The sequence below is a fragment of the Roseomonas gilardii subsp. gilardii genome, from assembly GCF_023078375.1.
In the GTDB taxonomy this organism is placed as follows: domain Bacteria; phylum Pseudomonadota; class Alphaproteobacteria; order Acetobacterales; family Acetobacteraceae; genus Roseomonas; species Roseomonas gilardii.
The window spans coordinates 700,877-717,395 of sequence record NZ_CP095554.1 but is presented as its reverse complement, the minus strand read 5'-3'; the positions used below and the strand labels follow the sequence as shown (position 1 = coordinate 717,395).

The 16,519-nt window shown below is 71.8% G+C and carries 15 protein-coding genes and 1 pseudogene; 11 read left to right on the top strand and 5 right to left on the bottom strand.

Annotated elements, in window-relative coordinates; translation table 11 throughout:
* The first annotated feature begins 36 nt into the window (after positions 1-36).
* Positions 37-1,077 (top strand): ABC transporter permease subunit, encoded by a 1,041-nt coding sequence (locus MVG78_RS03395; protein ID WP_247558193.1) that lies wholly within the window; start codon positions 37-39, stop codon positions 1,075-1,077.
* A 67-nt stretch (positions 1,078-1,144) separates the two neighbouring features.
* Positions 1,145-2,068 (top strand): ABC transporter substrate-binding protein, encoded by a 924-nt coding sequence (locus MVG78_RS03390; RefSeq protein WP_247558191.1) that lies wholly within the window; start codon positions 1,145-1,147, stop codon positions 2,066-2,068.
* 535 nt (positions 2,069-2,603) lie between these two features.
* Here MVG78_RS03390 and MVG78_RS03385 read toward each other — a convergent pair.
* From MVG78_RS03385 to MVG78_RS03375, 3 genes are read right to left on the bottom strand one after another with little or no spacing between them, the layout of a single operon-like run.
* Positions 2,604-2,954 (bottom strand): Rieske (2Fe-2S) protein, encoded by a 351-nt coding sequence (locus MVG78_RS03385; RefSeq protein WP_247558189.1) that lies wholly within the window; start codon positions 2,952-2,954, stop codon positions 2,604-2,606.
* A 10-nt stretch (positions 2,955-2,964) separates the two neighbouring features.
* Complete coding sequence (locus MVG78_RS03380; protein ID WP_247558187.1) at positions 2,965-3,396, bottom strand: EVE domain-containing protein; 432 nt, start codon at positions 3,394-3,396, stop codon at positions 2,965-2,967.
* Between the two features lies 1 nt (position 3,397).
* Complete coding sequence (locus MVG78_RS03375; RefSeq protein ID WP_027281808.1) at positions 3,398-3,691, bottom strand: YciI family protein; 294 nt, start codon at positions 3,689-3,691, stop codon at positions 3,398-3,400.
* 90 nt (positions 3,692-3,781) lie between these two features.
* On the opposite strand from MVG78_RS03375, the gene MVG78_RS03370 reads away from it, so the two are divergent.
* The 6 genes from MVG78_RS03370 to ccmI all read left to right on the top strand — a co-directional run bounded on the left by MVG78_RS03370 (position 3,782) and on the right by ccmI (position 9,517).
* On the top strand, positions 3,782-4,570 hold the full coding sequence (locus MVG78_RS03370) for a heme ABC transporter permease (protein ID WP_247558185.1): 789 nt from the start codon (positions 3,782-3,784) through the stop codon (positions 4,568-4,570).
* 144 nt (positions 4,571-4,714) lie between these two features.
* Positions 4,715-5,227, top strand: a complete 513-nt coding sequence (gene ccmE / locus MVG78_RS03365; protein ID WP_247560283.1) for a cytochrome c maturation protein CcmE — start codon at positions 4,715-4,717, stop codon at positions 5,225-5,227.
* A gap of 369 nt (positions 5,228-5,596) precedes the next feature.
* A complete protein-coding gene (locus MVG78_RS03360; RefSeq protein WP_247558183.1) occupies positions 5,597-7,567 on the top strand; it encodes a heme lyase CcmF/NrfE family subunit in 1,971 nt (656 codons plus the stop codon).
* Complete coding sequence (locus MVG78_RS03355; RefSeq protein ID WP_247558182.1) at positions 7,564-8,232, top strand: DsbE family thiol:disulfide interchange protein; 669 nt, start codon at positions 7,564-7,566, stop codon at positions 8,230-8,232. Before MVG78_RS03360 ends, MVG78_RS03355 begins: the two co-directional genes overlap by 4 nt.
* A complete protein-coding gene (locus MVG78_RS03350; RefSeq protein WP_247558181.1) occupies positions 8,229-8,729 on the top strand; it encodes a cytochrome c-type biogenesis protein in 501 nt (166 codons plus the stop codon). Before MVG78_RS03355 ends, MVG78_RS03350 begins: the two co-directional genes overlap by 4 nt.
* On the top strand, positions 8,726-9,517 hold the full coding sequence (gene ccmI, locus MVG78_RS03345; protein WP_247558179.1) for a c-type cytochrome biogenesis protein CcmI: 792 nt from the start codon (positions 8,726-8,728) through the stop codon (positions 9,515-9,517). Before MVG78_RS03350 ends, ccmI begins: the two co-directional genes overlap by 4 nt.
* 292 nt (positions 9,518-9,809) lie before the next feature.
* Here ccmI and MVG78_RS03335 read toward each other — a convergent pair.
* A pseudogene (locus MVG78_RS03335) lies at positions 9,810-10,777 on the bottom strand (IS110 family RNA-guided transposase).
* 322 nt (positions 10,778-11,099) lie between these two features.
* The gene (gene hemW, locus MVG78_RS03330) at positions 11,100-12,302 is read right to left on the bottom strand and encodes a radical SAM family heme chaperone HemW (RefSeq protein ID WP_247558177.1); all 1,203 of its coding nucleotides are present in this window, start codon (positions 12,300-12,302) and stop codon (positions 11,100-11,102) included.
* Between the two features lie 96 nt (positions 12,303-12,398).
* Here hemW and MVG78_RS03325 point away from each other — a divergent pair, with 96 nt between their 5' ends.
* The 3 genes from MVG78_RS03325 to MVG78_RS03315 all read left to right on the top strand — a co-directional run bounded on the left by MVG78_RS03325 (position 12,399) and on the right by MVG78_RS03315 (position 16,519).
* A complete protein-coding gene (locus tag MVG78_RS03325; protein WP_247558176.1) occupies positions 12,399-12,959 on the top strand; it encodes a YbaK/EbsC family protein in 561 nt (186 codons plus the stop codon).
* 337 nt (positions 12,960-13,296) lie between these two features.
* On the top strand, positions 13,297-13,821 hold the full coding sequence (locus MVG78_RS03320; protein WP_247558174.1) for a septal ring lytic transglycosylase RlpA family protein: 525 nt from the start codon (positions 13,297-13,299) through the stop codon (positions 13,819-13,821).
* Positions 13,822-14,167: 346 nt separating this feature from the next.
* Positions 14,168-16,519, top strand: coding sequence for a DUF3141 domain-containing protein (locus MVG78_RS03315; RefSeq protein ID WP_247558172.1), 2,352 nt, complete (start codon positions 14,168-14,170; stop codon positions 16,517-16,519).

Here is a 16,519-nt window from a genome sequence, read left to right as displayed (position 1 = left end):
TGAGGCCAGGGTCATGAAGCCAGGGAGGACACGCGGATGAGTGAGACCGGGAAGGCGCCCCTGCCCTCCGGCGCCCCCGTCATGCCGGGCGGTGCCGGGCTTTCGGCGCGCCGGGCGCAGCTCTGGAGCGTGCTGCAGGCCATCGGCATGCTGCCGGTGCTGATCCTGCTCTGCATCCTGTTCCACGTGCTGAGCGAGGGGCGCTTCTTCAGTGTGCAGAATTTGTCCATCGTGGCGCAGCAGGCCTCGATCAACAGCGTGCTCGGCGCCGGCATGACCTTCGTGATCCTGACCGGCGGCATCGACCTCTCGGTGGGATCGGTGCTGGCGGCCTCGGCCATGTCGGCGCTGATCGTCTCCCTGCTACCGGGCCTGGGCTGGCTCGGCCTGCCCGCGGCGCTGCTCACCGGGCTCGGCTTCGGGCTGGTCAATGGTGCGCTGATCGCCTTCGGGCGGCTGCCGGCCTTCATCGTCACGCTGGGCTCGCTGACCGCGGTGCGGGGCCTGGCGCGGCTGATGGGCGGCGATACCACCATCTTCAACCCGGACCTGCCCTTCGCCTTCATCGGCGAGGCCAGCATCCCCATCGCCCCGGGCGCCGGCATCCCCGTGCTGGCGGTGATCGCGATCGCGGTGATCATCCTCTCCTGGTACGTGCTCCGCCGCACCGTGCTGGGCGTGCGGATCTATGCGGTGGGCGGCAATGCCGCGGCGGCGCGCCTGTCGGGCATCAAGGTCTGGGCGGTGCTGCTCTTCGTCTATGCCGCTTCGGGCCTGCTCGCCGGGCTCGGCGGCGCCATGGCGGCGGCGCGGCTTTTCGCCGCCAACGGGCTGCAGCTCGGCCAGTCCTATGAGCTGGACGCCATCGCCGCGGTGATCCTGGGCGGCACCAGCTTCGTCGGCGGCATCGGATCGATCTGGGGAACGCTGGTCGGCGCGCTGATCATCGCCGTGCTGACCAACGGGCTGATCCTCACCGGCGTCTCCGACATCTGGCAGTTCATCATCAAGGGCCTGGTGATCATCGGCGCCGTGGCGCTCGACCGGTTCCGGCTGCAGGGCAGCGCGCGGACCTGACGGATCGCGGCGGGGCCGCACGCCCCGCCGCGAAAGGACAAAGGCTGAGAAGAAGGAAAACGTTGGAATGCTGAAGACCATCCTGCTCGCCGGCGCGGCGGTGCTGCTCTCCACCGGACTGGGCACGGCCAAGGAGGTGACCTCCATCGGCCTCAGCGTCGGCTCGCTGGGCAATCCCTATTTCGTGGCGGTGAGCAAGGGCGTCACGGACGCCGCCCATGCCATCGGCCCGAACGTGAAGGTGACGACCACCTCGGCCGATTACGACCTGAACAAGCAGGCGAGCCAGATCGACAACTTCATCGCCTCCGGCGCCGACCTGATCCTGGTGAACGCGGTGGACCCCAACGCGCTGCTGCCGGCCGTGCGCCGCGCCAAGGCCGCCGGCATCACCGTCGTGGCGGTGGATGTCACCGCCGCCGGGGTGGACGCCACGGTGCAGACGGACAACGTCAAGGCCGGCGCGATCGCCTGCGACTACATGATCGACAAGATCGGCGGCAAGGGGAACGTGATCATCCAGAACGGGCCGCAGGTCTCGGCGGTGATCGACCGGGTGAAGGGCTGCAAGGAGGAACTGGCCAAGCATCCGGAGGTGAAGCTGCTGTCCTCCGACCAGGATGCGAAGGGCTCCCGCGACGGCGGGCTGAACGTGATGCAGGCGCTGCTGACGCGCTTCAGCGACGTGCAGGGCGTCTTCGCCATCAACGACCCGCAGGCGATCGGTTCCGACCTCGCGGCACGGCAGCTCAACCGCACCGGCATCGTCATCACCTCGGTGGATGGCGCGCCGGATATCGTCGCCGCGCTGAAGGGCAAGACCCAGATCCAGGCCTCGGCCAGCCAGGACCCCTACACCATGGGCAAGCTGGCGGTGGAAACGGGCCGGGACATCCTGGCCGGCAAGAAGCCCGAGAATCCGATGATCCTGATGCAGCCGAAGCTCGTCACCCGCGACAATGTCGGCGAGTATGCGGGCTGGACGCGCTGAAGGTTCCTGTCCGCCCCGGGCTCTTTAGGGCTTTGGCGTTTTAGGTTTTTAGCCCTTTATCCGCCTGGATGGGTGCGGAGCCTCCGTAGTATATGGGGGAAGAGGTTGATTATATTCCTGTAGTGCAAGCAGGGTCCGGGATGCAAGGAACGTTTGAGGAGTCCTGCTCCGATCCGTGCTGCGGCAGGGCGCGTGGCCCGGGGGAAGGCGCCGCCTCCCCCCGATAACCCCCTCCGCCAGGACCTTGAAGGTCCTGGACCTCCCCTTCGCTGGCCTTCGCTGCGGCCGGATCGCGCCGGAGAGCATCGCTCTCCGGCGACGGCCGGTGCCACTCGCACGGACAGGGTGTTTGTCTGTCTTTTCCGGCGCCCGCTGTTTCCGCCAGCCCCGCGGGATGGGGTCCGTGGACCGGCGGTGACCAGTGGCGCCAGCTCCCGGGGTTCAGGGCCCGCAGGGTCCTGGCGGAGAGGGGGTCCGGGGCGAGAGGCGGAGCCTCTCCCCCGGGGGTGGCCAAGGATGCGTTCCGCCGCCCGGATCAGATCCCGGCTTCCGCCGGAACGATCACCGCGCCGTCGCGGATCTCCGCCGGCACGGCCTCCAGGCTGTCCCCGGCGCAGGGGCCGGAGACGCAGAAGCCGTCCTCGATCCGGAAGCGGGCGCCGTGCAGGGCGCAGACCACGTGTTCCCGCCGCCCGTCGAGGAAGCGGTCGGGCAGCACCTCCAGCGGCACGCCGAGATGCGGGCAGGAATTCAGGTAGACGAGGACCCGCCCGCCCCGCCGCACCGCCACCAGCCCGATGAAGCCGCCGGGCGGCGCGGGGAAGCCCCGCGCGCCGCCATCCGGGATGTCCTCCAGATGGCAGAGCAGGCGCTCGCCCTCGGCCATACCGCCCGCGTCACGCAGCGCGGCTGGCTTCGTCCTTCCAGCCCGCCATGTCACAGAGGATGGCCCAGTGCTCCGCGCCCACCGGCATGACCGAGAGGCGCGACTGCCGCACCAGCGCCAGCTCGGCGAGGCGGGGGTCGGCCTTGATCTCGGCCAGCGTGACCTTGCGCGGCACCGGGCCCAGGGCCTTCATGTCCACACAGACCCAGCGGCCCGTTTCGTCGGTCGGGTCCTGGTAGGCGGTGCGCACCACCTCGACCACGCCGACGATCTCCTTTCCGACATTGGAATGGTAGAAGAAGGCCCGGTCGCCCACCGCCATCTCCCGCAGGTTGCGCGCCGCCACCGCGTTGCGCACCCCCGTCCAGGGCTCCACCCCGTTCGCGACCTGCTGGTCCCAGGAGAAGGCGTCGGGCTCGCTCTTGACCAGCCAGTGCCGCATCTCAGCCGACCTTCGCGCCGTCCTTGAAGACGAGGCGGAAGGGCTCGACCGTGGTGGAGGCGAAGACCCCGGCGAAGGCATAGGGATCGGCGGCGGCGAAGGCCTCGGCGGCGGCGCGGTCGGGCATCTCCACCACCAGCAGGCTGCCCTTGGGCTTGCCCTCGCCATCCAGCAGCGGGCCGACCAGCAGGAGGTCCTTCTGGTGGCTTTCCAGCCAGTTCAGATGGGCCGGGCGCGTCTCCATGCGCTTCTCCAGCGCGTCCGGCTTGTCCTCGCAACGAATGGCAAACAGCATACGGAATCCCCGTTCAGCTTTTCGAGCGCGCACTCAAGCCCGGATCAACGGGCGCTTCAATCCATCGGCCCGAGGGCGTAGAGAGGCGGGGTGAGTGCTTCTTCCGCCCCCACCCCGGCCCCCGCGAGACGAGTCGCCGGCTGGCACCGCTTCGCCCAGCCGGGCCGCTTCCTGCGCCTGACCGAGCGCCTGACCCCCATCCTCTGGGGGCTGGCCGTGCTCGTGCTCGCCGTCGGCGTGCCCTGGGCGCTGGTCTTCTCCCCGCCGGACTGGCAGCAGGGGGAGACGGTGCGGATCATGTATGTCCATGTGCCGATGGCCTGGCTGGCGATGAGCGGCTACGCCACGCTGGCCCTGGCCTCGTTCTCCAGCCTGGTCTGGCGGCATCCCCTCGCCGATATCGTGGCGCGGGAGATCTCGCCGGTCGGCGCCGCCGTCACCGGCCTCTGCCTCGTCACCGGCAGCCTCTGGGGCAAGCCGATGTGGGGCACCTGGTGGGTCTGGGACGCGCGGCTGACCTCGGTGCTGGTGCTGTTCTTCTTCTGGGTCGGCCATGCCGCCCTGGTGCGCGCCTTCGAGGAGGAGGAGCGCGGGGCGCGGATGGGCGCCATCCTGGCCCTGGCCGGGGCGGTGAACCTGCCGATCGTGAAATTCTCGGTGGACTGGTGGAACACGCTGCACCAGCCTGCCTCGGTGGCCCGGCTCGGCGCCCCCGGCCTGCATGTGGACCTGCTCTATCCGCTGCTGGCCAATGCGCTGGGCTTCACCCTGCTTTTCGCCGCGATCGTGCTGACGCGCAGCCGCGCCGCGATCCTGGAGCGGCGGGTGCGGGCCCTGTCCCTGGCGCGGGCGCGGCGCCTCGATGGAGAGATGGTGTGAGCCTTCACTGGTGGCATGTGACGCTGGCCTGGCTGGCGGCCGCGCTCCTGCTGGGGGGGCTGTCCCTCGGCGCGCTGTGGCGGCAGGGGCAGGCGCGGCGGCGGCTGGCGGCGCTGGAAGGGGCGAGGGGGGCAAGCCTTGAGCCTGTCCCGCAAGTCGCGCCGCCTCTGGGTCCTGGCCCTTTGCGCGCTGGGCATCGGCACCGCTTCGGCGCTGGCCCTCTCGGCCTTCCAGGACAATATCGTCTTCTTCCGCTCGCCCAGCGACGTGGCGGCGCAGCATCCCGGGGCCGGCCGCGCCTTCCGCCTGGGCGGGCTGGTCGAGGCCGGCAGCCTCCACCGCGACACCAGTGCGGACAATGTCCCCCATGTCAGCTTCCGCGTGACCGATGGGCAGCACACGGTGGCCGTCCGCTATGCCGGGGTGCTGCCGGACCTGTTCCGCGAGGGGCAGGGGGTCGTCACCCTCGGCAAGCTGCAGCCCGATGGCAGCTTCCTGGCCAGCGAGGTCCTGGCCAAGCATGACGAGAGCTACATGCCGCCCGAGGTGGCGGATGCGCTGAAACGCTCCGGCCACTGGGATCCGAAGAAGGGCGACCCGCCCCCGGCGGCCTCCTGGAACACGCTCTCCGCCAGCCTCGTGAAGAGCGGCGGGTAAGGCGCATGATGGTTGGACGGCCGCTGTCCCGGAGGGAAGGCGCCGCCTTCCCCCCGTACCCCCATCCGCCAGGACCCTGCGGGCCCTGGACCCGGTTCGTGGGTGCTTGCTGCTATCGGATCGCACCGGTGCCACCAGCGCGGACAGGGGGTTTTTCTTCTTTTCGGGAGCCCCGCTGATCCGCCCGTTCCCAGGGATCGGGCGTCGGGCTGACGCTCACCACCGGCACCAGCGAAAGCCCGGGGTCCGGGGACCGGCTTCGGTCCCCATCATGGTCATGGGCGGAGTGGGGGTCCGGGGCGAGAGGCAGCGCCTCTCCCCCGGGGGCCGCCACAAGATGCCACGCCGAAGCCCCGGCCAGGGAATGCCATGACCGCCGAACTCGGACACTTCGCCCTGGCCCTGGCCTGCGCCATCGCCCTCGCCCAGTCGGTGCTGCCGCTCTGGGGCGCGCAGCGGGGGGAGGCGCGGCTGATCGCCGCCGCGCCGGGCCTGGCGCTGTCGGGGCTGCTGGCCGTGGCGCTCGCCTTCGGCGCCCTGCTCTGGTGCTTCGCCAGCAACGACACCTCGGTGCTGGCGGTGGTGCAGAACAGCCATTCGGCCAAGCCGATGCTCTACAAGCTCTCCGGCGCCTGGGGGAACCACGAGGGCTCCATGGTGCTCTGGGTGCTGATCCTGGGGCTCTGCTCCGGCGCCGTGGCGCTGTTCGGCGGCAACCTGCCGGGGGCGCTGCGGGCGCGGGTGCTGGCGGTGCTGGGCATGGTCAGCGCCGGCTTCCTGCTGTTCATCCTGGCCACCTCCAACCCCTTCACCCGGGTCTGGCCGGCGCCGATGGACGGGCAGGGGCTGAACCCGGTGCTGCAGGACCCCGGCCTCGCCTTCCATCCGCCGATCCTCTACGCGGGCTATGTCGGCTTCGCCGTCACCTTCGCCTTCGCCGTGGCGGCGCTGATCGAGGGGCGGGTGGATGCCGCCTGGGGCCGCTGGGTGCGGCCCTGGGCGCTCGCGGCCTGGAGCTTCCTGACGCTCGGCATCGCGCTCGGTTCCTGGTGGGCCTACTACACGCTGGGCTGGGGCGGCTTCTGGTTCTGGGACCCGGTGGAGAACGCCTCGCTGCTGCCCTGGCTGGCCGGCACCGCCCTGCTGCACACCGCCGTGGTGGTAGAGAAGCGCGAGGCGCTGAAGATCTGGGCCGTGCTGCTGGCGATCCTGGGCTTCGGCATGTCGCTGCTGGGCACCTTCCTGGTGCGCTCGGGCGTGCTGAACAGCGTGCATGCCTTCGCCAGCGATCCGCAGCGCGGCATCTTCATCCTGGTGCTGCTGGCGCTCTATCTCGGCGGGGCGCTGGCGCTCTTCGCCTTCCGTGCGCCGGCCATGGCGCCGGCCGGGCGCTTCGCGCCGCTGTCGCGGGAGGGGGCGCTGGTGCTGAACAACCTGCTGCTCTGCTCGATCACCGCGGTGGTGCTGGTCGGCACGCTTTATCCGATGTTCGCCGATCTGGTGCTGCACGCGAAGATCTCGGTCGGTCCGCCCTTCTTCAACACCGCCCTGCTGCCGCTGGTGGTGCCGCTGGTGGCGGCCACCGCCGCCGGGCCGGTGCTGGCCTGGAAGCGGGCGCGGGTCTGGCCGGTGGTCGAGCGGCTCTGGTGGGCGGCGCTCTGCGCCCTGGGGGCCTTCCTGGTGACGCTCTGGCTGGTGGGGGAGCGGATCGGCCCGGCCATCGGCTTCGCCGGCGCCGCCTGGCTGGTGCTGGGCGCCTGTGCCGACATCGCCGGGCGCGTCGCGCTGTTTTCCCGCCCCGGCGGAGCGCTGGCCCGGGCCGCGCGCCTGCCACGCGCCGCCTGGGGCGCCGCGCTGGCCCATGCCGGGCTGGGCGTGACCCTGGCGGGGCTGGCGGGGATGGGGCTCGCCACCGACAGGCTGGTGGCGCTGAAGCCCGGCGGCTCCACGGATTTCGCCGGCTATGAATGGCGGCTCGATGCCCTGCGCGACGTGACCGGCCCGAACTGGACGGCGCGGGAGGCACGGCTGGAGGTGCTGCGCGACGGCAGGACGGTCACCATTTTGACGCCGCAGCGCCGCTTCTTCCCGCTGGCGCAGACCACGACGGGCGAGGCGGCGATCCGCACCAATGCGGTGACCGACCTCTATGCGGTGATGGGGGAGGAAGGCATGGGCCGGGTGGTGCTGCGGCTGCACCACAACACGCTGGCGCCCTGGATCTGGTTCGGCGCGGTGGTGATGGCGCTGGGCGGCGGGCTGTCGCTGTCCGACCGGCGCGCGCGCGTCGCGGCCCCGGCGCGCAAGCCGGCGGCGGCGGAGAAGGAGGCCCTCGCATGAGCGGGCAGACCGGACCCGGCACGGAGGAGGCGCGTTTCACGGGAAGCACGCCCCAGGGAGCTATGCCCATCGGGGCGGCGAAGCGCCCGGACCCGGAAAGTCCTGGCTGGCGCCGCCGCGCCCTGCTGGCCGTGCCGCTGGGTGTCACCGCGGCGGCGGGGCTGGGCTTCTGGGGGATGCTGCGGGGGCTGCGGGACGGTTCCTATGACCCGACCGGCGTGCCCTCCGCCCTGATCGGCAAGCCGGTGCCCGCCATGCCCCTGGGCATGGTGGAGGGGATGGAGGGCATCCCGCCGCTGGACGTGGCCGCGCTGCATGACATGGAACGCCCGGTGCTGGTGAATTTCTGGGCCTCCTGGTGCGTGCCCTGCACCATCGAGCATCCACAGCTCATGCAGCTCGCCCATGAGGGCATCCCGGTCTATGGCGTCAGCTACAAGGACAAGGCGCCGGAGGCCCGCGCCTTCCTGCAACGGCGCGGCAATCCCTTCACGCGGCTCGGCGCCGATGCCACCGGGCGGGTGGGGATCGAATGGGGCGTCTATGGCGTGCCAGAGACCTATTTCGTGGACCGGCAGGGCATCATCCGCTGGCGCTGGGCCGGGCCGGTGACGCCGGAGGTGGTGGAGCAGGATCTCCGGCCCCTGCTGCGGCGCTACGCATGATCCGGCGGCTTCTCCTCGCCATGTCGCTGCTCGGCGCGTTGCTGTCGCCGGCACTGTCTCCCGCCTGGGCGATCGACCGGCCGGAGGACCTGCTGCCCGATCCGGCGCAGGAGGAACGGGCCAGGGAGATCGGGCGCGAGCTGCGCTGCATGGTCTGCCAGAACCAGTCCATCGAGGACAGCGACGCCGACCTTGCCCACCAGCTCCGCCACATCGTGCGCGAGCAGGTCGCCGCCGGGCGCAGCAACGAGGAGATCGTGCGCTTCCTGCACGACCGCTACGGCGATTTCGTGCTGCTGCGCCCGCCCGTGAATGCCGCCACGATCCTGCTCTGGGCCACGCCCGCCCTGGCCCTGGCGCTGGGAGTGGGCACGGTGCTGCTGCTGCGCCGGCGGCGCCCGGCCCCCGCCCCGGCGCTGACCGAGGCGGAACGGCGGCGCCTGGCCGAGATCGAGGGCGAGGCGCATCCGGCCGTCGGAAAGGGAGGCGCCGCATGAGCTGGGCCCTGTTCTGCGCGGCCGCCTTCCTCTGCCTGCTGCCGCTGGCCCTCAGCCTCTGGCGGCCCGCCCTGCCGCGCGGGCGGCGGGAGGCCGACCTCGCCCTCTATCACGCCCAGCGCGTGGAGCTGGACGGGCAGCTCGCGGAGGGGCGGCTCGACCAGGGCAGCCACGCCACCGCCCTGCTGGAGTTGCAGCGCCGCATCCTCGCCGCCCCGGCGGAGGCGGTGCTGCGGCAGGGGTCCGGTACGGCGGCGCTCTGGGCCGCGCTCTTCCTGATCCCCGCGCTGGGGCTCGGCCTCTATCTCTGGCATGGCCAGCCGGGCCTGCCCTCGGCCACCCTGGCCGAGCGCACGGAGGCCAATGCGCGGGAGGAGGCGCTGCTCGGCCAGCTCCGCGCCCGCGTGGAATCGCTGGACCCGGCCAATCCCGCGACCCGCCAGGGCTGGCTGCTGCTCGGCAATGCGGAGCGGTCGCGTGGGCACCTGCCCGAGGCCGTGCAGGCCTGGCAGAAGGCCCTGGCGGCGCGTTTCGACCCCGACCTCGCTGGTGATACGGCGGAGCTCCTGGCCGAGATTGGCCGCCCCACCGAAGCCGCCGCCCTGGTGCAGCGCGCCCTGGCGGAACGGCCGGCCGATGTGCGGCTGCGCTATCTCCTCGGCGCTATCGCCATCCGCCAGGGTCAGGCGGCAGAGGGCAAGGCCATCTGGCAGGAGTTGCTCGATTCCGCGCCCGCCGATGCGCCCTGGCGCGCGCCGCTGGCGGAGCAGCTCCAGCGCCTGCCCTGAACGGGTTGCGCTGCGTGGCTGGCCGCCAGGGGAGAGGCGCTGCCTCTCGCCCCGGACCCCCACTCCGCCGGGGACCGAAGCCGGTCCCCGGACCCCGGGCTTTCGTTGGTGTCGGTGGCGCCGCCAGCCTGACGCCCGATCCGTGGAGCAGGTGGATCGGCGGGGCTCCCGAAAGGAAAAATGCACCCTCTTCGCGCTGGTGGCGCCCGCCGTCGCCGGAGAGCCAGGCTCTCCGGCGCGATCCGGCCCGCAGCAGGCGCCAACGAGCTGGGTCCAGCGACTGTCTTGGAAGTCAAGCGTGAAGGCTGTTCCAGGGAGTGTTGGACCTGGCGATGGCGTTGAGGATGGTGAGGAGGCGTCGGATGAGGGCGGTGAGGGCGAGCTTTCTGGGTTTGCCGGCGGCGAGCATGCGCTGGTAGGTGCGGCGCAGGGTGGGGTTGAAGCGGCTGGCGACGAGGGCGGCCATGTAGAGGGCGGCGCGCAGGCTGGCGCGTCCGCCACGGATATGGCGTGTGCCGCGCAGGCAGCCGCTGTCGCGGTGGAGGGGGCGACGCCGACGAGGGAGGCGATGCGGCGGCGGTCGAGCTGGCCGAGTTCGGGCAGTTCGGCGAGCAGGGTGCGGGCGGTGGTGGGGCCGATGCCGGGCACGCTCTCGAGCAGGCGGGCGCGGTCGTCCCAGGCGGGGGTGTCGCGGACGAGCTGGGCGAGTTCGCTGTCGGTGCTGCCGAGTTCGCCGCGCAGCCAGGCGAGATGGGCCTCGAGGCGGGCGCGCAGGGGCCTGGCGCGGGCGGTGGTCAGGCGGGCCTGCTCGGCGCGGATCATCCCGACGAGCTGGCGGCGGCGGGCGACGAGTTCGGCCAGCGCGCGGGTGGCCTCGTCGGGCAGCGGGCGCGGCTCGGGGCGGACGCGCTCGGCAAAGAGGGCCAGGATCTCGGCGTCGAGCCGGTCGGTCTTGGCCAGCCGGCCCAGGGCGCGGGCGAAGTCGCGGGTCTGGCGCGGATTGACGCGCACCACCGGCAGGCCGGCCTCGTGCAGCAGGGCCACCAGGGTGGCCTCGTGGCCGCCGCTGGCCTCGATCACGATACGCGTGGGCGCGGCCTGGAGCAGGGCGTCGAGCAGCTTGCCATAGCCCTGGGGGTTGCTGGGCAGGGCCAGCCGGTGCACCCGGTCGGGTGCCGGGGCGTCGGGACGGTGGAAGTGGGCATCGAAGCGGGCCTTGGCGACGTCGATGCCGACAAAAAGGGGCGCGCTGGCGTCCATGGGCATTCTCCCTCCGGAGCGGCCCGTCCTTGCATGCGGGGTCACAGGAGACCTTGCCGTGGCGGAGCCACGGCAAAGGACCGCGCGCTCCAGGCGACTGTTCGGGCTTTGCGGGACAAGGCGCCCGGCCCCCGCGCTGGACCACGGGCTCGGACCCAAGGGCTCATCGGGGTACCGGGCGCACGCCCAGTCTCCTGGACGCATCACCCAAGATGCAAGGGCCCGCAGGGTCCTGGCGGATGGGGGGTACGGGGGCGAAGGCAGAGCCTTCCCCCCGGGCCACGGAGGGCGACGCCTCCCCAGGCCGGCAAAGGGAAGCCGTTCAGCGCAACAGGGCGGGCAGCATCGCGTCCAGGCGCAGGCGGCCCTCGGTGGTGGCGATCAGCCGTCCCTCCGGAGACCAGCGGAGGTAGTCCTCCTCCAGGCAGGCTTCCAGCACCGCCGGTTCCACCAGATCCGCGAAGGGCCGGCCGCTGCGGCGCTCGACGCGGGCGGGGTCGATGCCTTCGGCGAGGCGCAGGCCCATCAGCAGTGCCTCCCGCCCGCGTTCCTCCGGCGCGAGGGCCAGTTCCTCCACCCGGGCATGGCCCTCGCGCTCGACCAGGGAGAGCCAGGATTCCGGCGCGCGGTGGCGGCGGGCGGCGAGGAGGGCGCCGCCGAGTTCCAGCCGCTGGTGCGCCCCGGCGCCGATGCCGAGATAGTCGCCATAGCGCCAGTAGGCGAGGTTGTGCCGGCTTTCCGCCCCCGGTTTGGCGTAGTTCGAGACCTCGTAGGGCAGCAGGCCGAAGCGCGCGGCCTCCTCCGCCGTGGCGGTGTACAGGGTGGCGGCGTCGTCATCCGCCGGCAGGGCGAAGGCGCCGCGGGCATGTTCCGTGGCGAAGCGCGTGCCCGGCTCGATGGTGAGCTGGTAGAGCGAGAGATGGTCGGCGGCCAGCGCCAGGGCACGGCACAGTTCGGCACGCCAGGATGCCTCGGACTGGCCGGGGCGGGCATAGATCAGGTCGAAGCTCAGGCGCGGGAAGGTGGCACGGGCCTGTTCCAGCGCCGCCACCGCCTCGCCGGCCGAATGCTGGCGGCCCAGGAAACGGAGGGATTCCTCCTCCAGCGACTGCACGCCGAGGGAGAGGCGATTCACCCCGGCCTCGCGGAAGGCGCGGAGCTTCGCGGCCTCCACCGAGGTCGGGTTGGCCTCCAGCGTCACCTCCAGATCGGGCGGGGCATCGAAAAGGCGGCGGGCATCCTCCAGGATGCCGGCCACCAGTTCCGGCGGCATCAGCGAGGGCGTGCCGCCGCCGAAGAAGACCGAGAGCAGGCGGCGGCGCCCGCTGCGCGCCGCCTCGCCCGCCAGTTCCGTGCGCAGGGCGCGGCCGAAGCGCGCCGCGTCCACCCGGTCCCGCACATGGGAGTTGAAGTCGCAATAGGGGCACTTGGCCAGGCAGAAGGGCCAGTGGACATAGAGGGCCAGCGGCTCGCCGGACTCGGGAGCGGGAAGGGCGGGACGGTCGGCGGCGAGGATCTCAGGCAAGCGGGGCGGGTCCGGAAGGCAGGGGGAAAGGGCGACGGGCCCTGCGCTCAAGATGGTCCCATCGGCCCCGCTCTGCGACGGGGAAGGAGAGGAAAGATGGCAGGCATGAACGAGGCGGGCGGGAAGGCGGCCCCAGAGGTGGTCCAGGGGGTGGTTCAGGGGGTGGTTCAGGGGGCGGAGAGTGGCGGCTCCGTGGAGCGGGTGCGGCAGGCACTGCTCGCCGCCGGGCATCCGGACACGATCCGCGGCTTTCCCGAGGGCACGCGCAGCGCCACCGAGGCTGCGGCGGCGGTCGGCTGCGATGTGGCGCAGATCGCCAAGTCCATCGTCTTCCGCGCCGGGGAACGGCCGGTGCTGGTGATCGCCTCCGGCGCCAACCGCGTCGATCCGGCGAAGGTCGAGGCCGCGACCGGGCTGCGTATCGAGCCGGCCAAGGGGCGCTGGGTGCGGGAGGTGACGGGCTTCGCCATCGGCGGCGTTTCTCCGGTCGGCCATCTCACCCCGCCGTTGGTGCTGCTGGACGAGGATCTGTTCCGCCTGCCCCGCCTCTGGGCCGCCGCCGGCAGCCCCAGCCATGTCTTCGAGACCGGGGCCGAGGCGCTGTTGCGGCTCAGCGGCGGCCGGCGGGCCATGGTGCGGGAGGAAGCGCCCGCCTGAGCGGCGGAAGGGCGAGTCGCCTGTTCCCTGTCCTGGTTCTTTTCCGCGGCCGGAGGCGGCGCGGGAGGCCGACTCGGCGCAACCTGTGATGGCGGGGCCGTGCCATCCCGGTTTCGCGGACCTGCCTCCCGGATTGTGCCGCCGCCAAGGTCAAAGCGTTGCGGGGGCGCCACTATCCCAGCGCTCTCAAAGGCTTGAAGCGAAAACTTCCTGCAACGAATCACCCGATTGGCCGCGTCATCCGCTATAATCCATGCGTTGGAGGTCGAACCCCATGCTGGCGACGTGGAATCGGGCGTTTCTGGGTCTGTGTCTCGGGACGCTGGCGTTAGGGGCCGTGGTCCTGACGGCCCCGCCCGGGGTTTCGGCGGCCTCCCCCGTCGCCGTGGCGGCGGCGAGTGACGGCTCGGTGGTGGAGCTCACCCGCCCCACCGTCCGTCCGCCCATGGGCCATCCGGGCGAGGACCGTTCCGGCGATCTGCGACAGGGCACCGCCGGGCTGATCACTTTCCGCATCGCCGGGGAGCCGATGGCCAACGGCATGCCCTATGACCCCTCCGACTACATCGCCGCCAGCAGCGTCCTGCCCCTCGGCTCCACGCTGCGGGTCAAGAACCTGGAGAACGGCCGCATCACCATGGTGCAGGTGCGCGACGTGGCGCCGCAGGGCAGCGACCGGCTGATCGACCTCAGCAACCAGGGTGCCCGCGCCATCGGCCTCACCACCGCCGGGGCGGCCGTCCAGATCGCGCCGCTCGCCGTGCCGCAGGCCGATGGCAGCATCCGCCTGGGCGCCGGCACGGGCCTGGCCGGCCAGCGGGCGGCGCCGTCCCTCAGCGACAGGCCGCGCGAGCCCGGCTGAACGGGGCGGGGGCCTCCGGCCCGCGCGACCGGCGAACGGACTCCCTGGGGTGGCCCCGGGGTGACGCAGGGTCATGGGGCGGCCTTGCCTCCCATGGCTGAAACGGCTTCCGGAGCAATGGCCTGGCGCCCTCGGGCGGCGGGCCGGTCCGGGCTGTGCGCGGCGTCCTCGCCCCTTCTTGCTGAGCGGCGGGCGGTTTACGGCTTCACGCGGACTGTCCGAAGCGGGATGCTGCGACGCAGAAAGCTTGGAGGACCCTGTCATGGCATGGCCTGACACGAAGGACGGCGAAGCGCGTCTCGCCTCCGGATCGCCTACGGACACTCCCTTCGGGGCCAACCCCCTGATGGCCCCGCTGTTCGACCCATCGGCCAATCCCTGGATGCAGGGCGTGTCCTATGCGGTCGATGCCTGGCAGCGCGGTGTCCTCTTCCTGGACGTGCTGCGGCAGCGCGGCAACCAGTACCACGAGCACATGGCGCAGCGGGCGCCCAACGTGCTCCGCTATGATGCCGAGCTGGTGATGGACGGGCGCAAGCTGGAACGCCCGGTGAATTACGGGCTGGTGCGCGTCCTGCCGCCGGAAGGCGTGGAGATCGATCCGCTCAAGCGCCCCTTCATCGTCTTCGACCCGCGCGCCGGCAATGCGCCCGGCATCGGCGGCTTCAAGGCGGACAGCGAGCTGGGCGTGGCGATGCGCGCGGGCCATCCCTGCTACTTCGTCGGCTTCCTGCCCTGGCCGCTGCCGGACCAGACGATCGAGGATGTGGTCGTCGCCGAGACGCTCTTCGTCGAGCGCGTGGGCGAGATGCACAGCGAGAGCGACGGCAAGCCGGTGGTGATCGGCAACTGCCAGGCGGGCTGGCAGGTGATGATGGCGGCGGCGATGCGGCCCGAGCTGTTCGGGCCGATCATCATCGCCGGCACGCCGCTTTCCTACTGGGCCGGCACGCCGGGCGGCAGCCCGATGCGCTATCTGGGCGGGCTCACGGGGGGAAGCTGGGTGACGGCGCTGGCCGGCGATCTCGGCAACGGCATCTTCGACGGTGCCTATCTGGTGCAGAACTTCGAGGCGCTGAACCCCGCCAACACGCTCTGGACCAAGCAGTACCACGTCTACGCCAATATCGACACCGAGCCGCCGCGCTATCTGGAGTTCGAGCGCTGGTGGGGCAGCCATGTGCTGATGAACGCGGGGGAGATGCAGACGATCGTCGATGACCTGTTCGTCGGCAACAGGCTCTCCACCGCCGAGATCACCACCAGCGACGGCACGGTGCTCGACCTGCGCAACATCCGCTCGCCGATCATCGTCTTCTGCTCCAAGGGCGACAACATCACCCCGCCGCAGCAGGCGCTGGGCTGGATCACCGATCTCTATGGCAGCCTGGAGGAGATCCGCGCCAACGGGCAGACCATCGTCTATGCCGTGCACGAGAACATCGGCCATCTGGGGATCTTCGTGTCCGGCTCGGTGGCGCGCAAGGAACACCAGCAGTTCGCCACCAACATCGACCTGATCGACGTGCTGCCACCGGGACTCTACGAGGCCGAGCTGGAGCGGCGGCTGCCGGACGAGCCGGGGGCGGAGCTGGTGCGGACGGACTACATCTCGCGCTTCGCCGGGCGCGACCTGGACGATATCCGCGTGATCGTCGGCGGCGGGGAGGAGGAGGACCGGCGCTTCGCCGCGGTGGCGCAGCTTTCGCGCATCAATCTCGGCCTCTACCGCACCTATCTGCAGCCCGCCGTGCGGGCCGCGAGCAACGAGGCCACGGCGGACTGGCTGCGCCGGATGCATCCGCTGCGCCTCGGCTACGAGATGTTCTCCGACCACAACCCCTTCCTGCGGATGCTGGAGCCGCTGGCGGAGCAGGTGCGGGAGAACCGCCGGCCCGCCGCGCCGGACAATCCTTTCCTGGCGATGCAGCAGCGCTTCTCCGACGAGATCGTGCGCTCGCTCGACCTCTACCGGGAAATTCGCGACACGGCCTGCGAGCGCTTCTTCGAGGGGTTCTACGGTTCCGCCGCCGTGCAGGCGGCGCTGGGCATGCGCGCCGACAACCGGCCGCCGCGCCGCCGGCCGGGGCTGGAGCCGGAGCGCCGGCAACTGGTGCGCCAGCGCGCGGCGGAGCTGCATGAGCGCATCGGGGAGGGCGGGCTGCCGGAGGCGCTGATCCGCTCCCTGCTCTATGTCGGCCTGGCCGAGCGCGCCGCCGACCAGCGCAGCTTCGAGCTGCTGCGGCAGATGCGGCGGGAGAACGGCTCCGGCATGGACCTGCCGACCTTCAAGGCGGTGGTGCGGATGCAGTTCTTCATGCTGCTGCTGGACCCCGAGAAGGCCCTGGCCACCCTGCCGAAGATGCTGTCCGGCTCGCCCGGCGATGTGGTGGAGCGGGCGATGGAGCGGCTGCGCGCGGTGCTGACCGCGGGCGAGCCGCTGTCCAGCCGTGCGGAGGGCCGGCTGGAGTCCATCGAGCGGATCTTCCGCACGGCGGCGGGGGAGGGGCGCCATGCGCTGCCTTCCTCCGACGAGGCCGCGCGGGCGATCGAGGACAGCGCCACGATCGCGGAGCAGGCCCCCGACAAGGACACCGTCGCGGCCTCCCCGTCGGCGGAGCGCCCGGCGACGGAGCATCCGGCGGGCGGGCGCGTGGCGGCCCGCGCGCGGAGACGGCGCGGCGGCAGGGCGGGCTGA

Coding starts and splice junctions, on each gene's coding strand:
- MVG78_RS03385 (WP_247558189.1), bottom strand. CDS start 2,954: ATGGCCGAGGGCGAGCGCCTGCTCTGCCATCTGGAGGACATCCCGGAT.
- MVG78_RS03395 (WP_247558193.1), top strand. CDS start 37: ATGAGTGAGACCGGGAAGGCGCCCCTGCCCTCCGGCGCCCCCGTCATG.
- MVG78_RS03380 (WP_247558187.1), bottom strand. CDS start 3,396: ATGCGGCACTGGCTGGTCAAGAGCGAGCCCGACGCCTTCTCCTGGGAC.
- ccmI (WP_247558179.1), top strand. CDS start 8,726: ATGAGCTGGGCCCTGTTCTGCGCGGCCGCCTTCCTCTGCCTGCTGCCG.
- MVG78_RS03360 (WP_247558183.1), top strand. CDS start 5,597: ATGACCGCCGAACTCGGACACTTCGCCCTGGCCCTGGCCTGCGCCATC.
- MVG78_RS03375 (WP_027281808.1), bottom strand. CDS start 3,691: ATGCTGTTTGCCATTCGTTGCGAGGACAAGCCGGACGCGCTGGAGAAG.
- MVG78_RS03350 (WP_247558181.1), top strand. CDS start 8,229: ATGATCCGGCGGCTTCTCCTCGCCATGTCGCTGCTCGGCGCGTTGCTG.
- MVG78_RS03315 (WP_247558172.1), top strand. CDS start 14,168: ATGGCCCCGCTGTTCGACCCATCGGCCAATCCCTGGATGCAGGGCGTG.
- MVG78_RS03355 (WP_247558182.1), top strand. CDS start 7,564: ATGAGCGGGCAGACCGGACCCGGCACGGAGGAGGCGCGTTTCACGGGA.
- MVG78_RS03390 (WP_247558191.1), top strand. CDS start 1,145: ATGCTGAAGACCATCCTGCTCGCCGGCGCGGCGGTGCTGCTCTCCACC.
- MVG78_RS03325 (WP_247558176.1), top strand. CDS start 12,399: ATGGCAGGCATGAACGAGGCGGGCGGGAAGGCGGCCCCAGAGGTGGTC.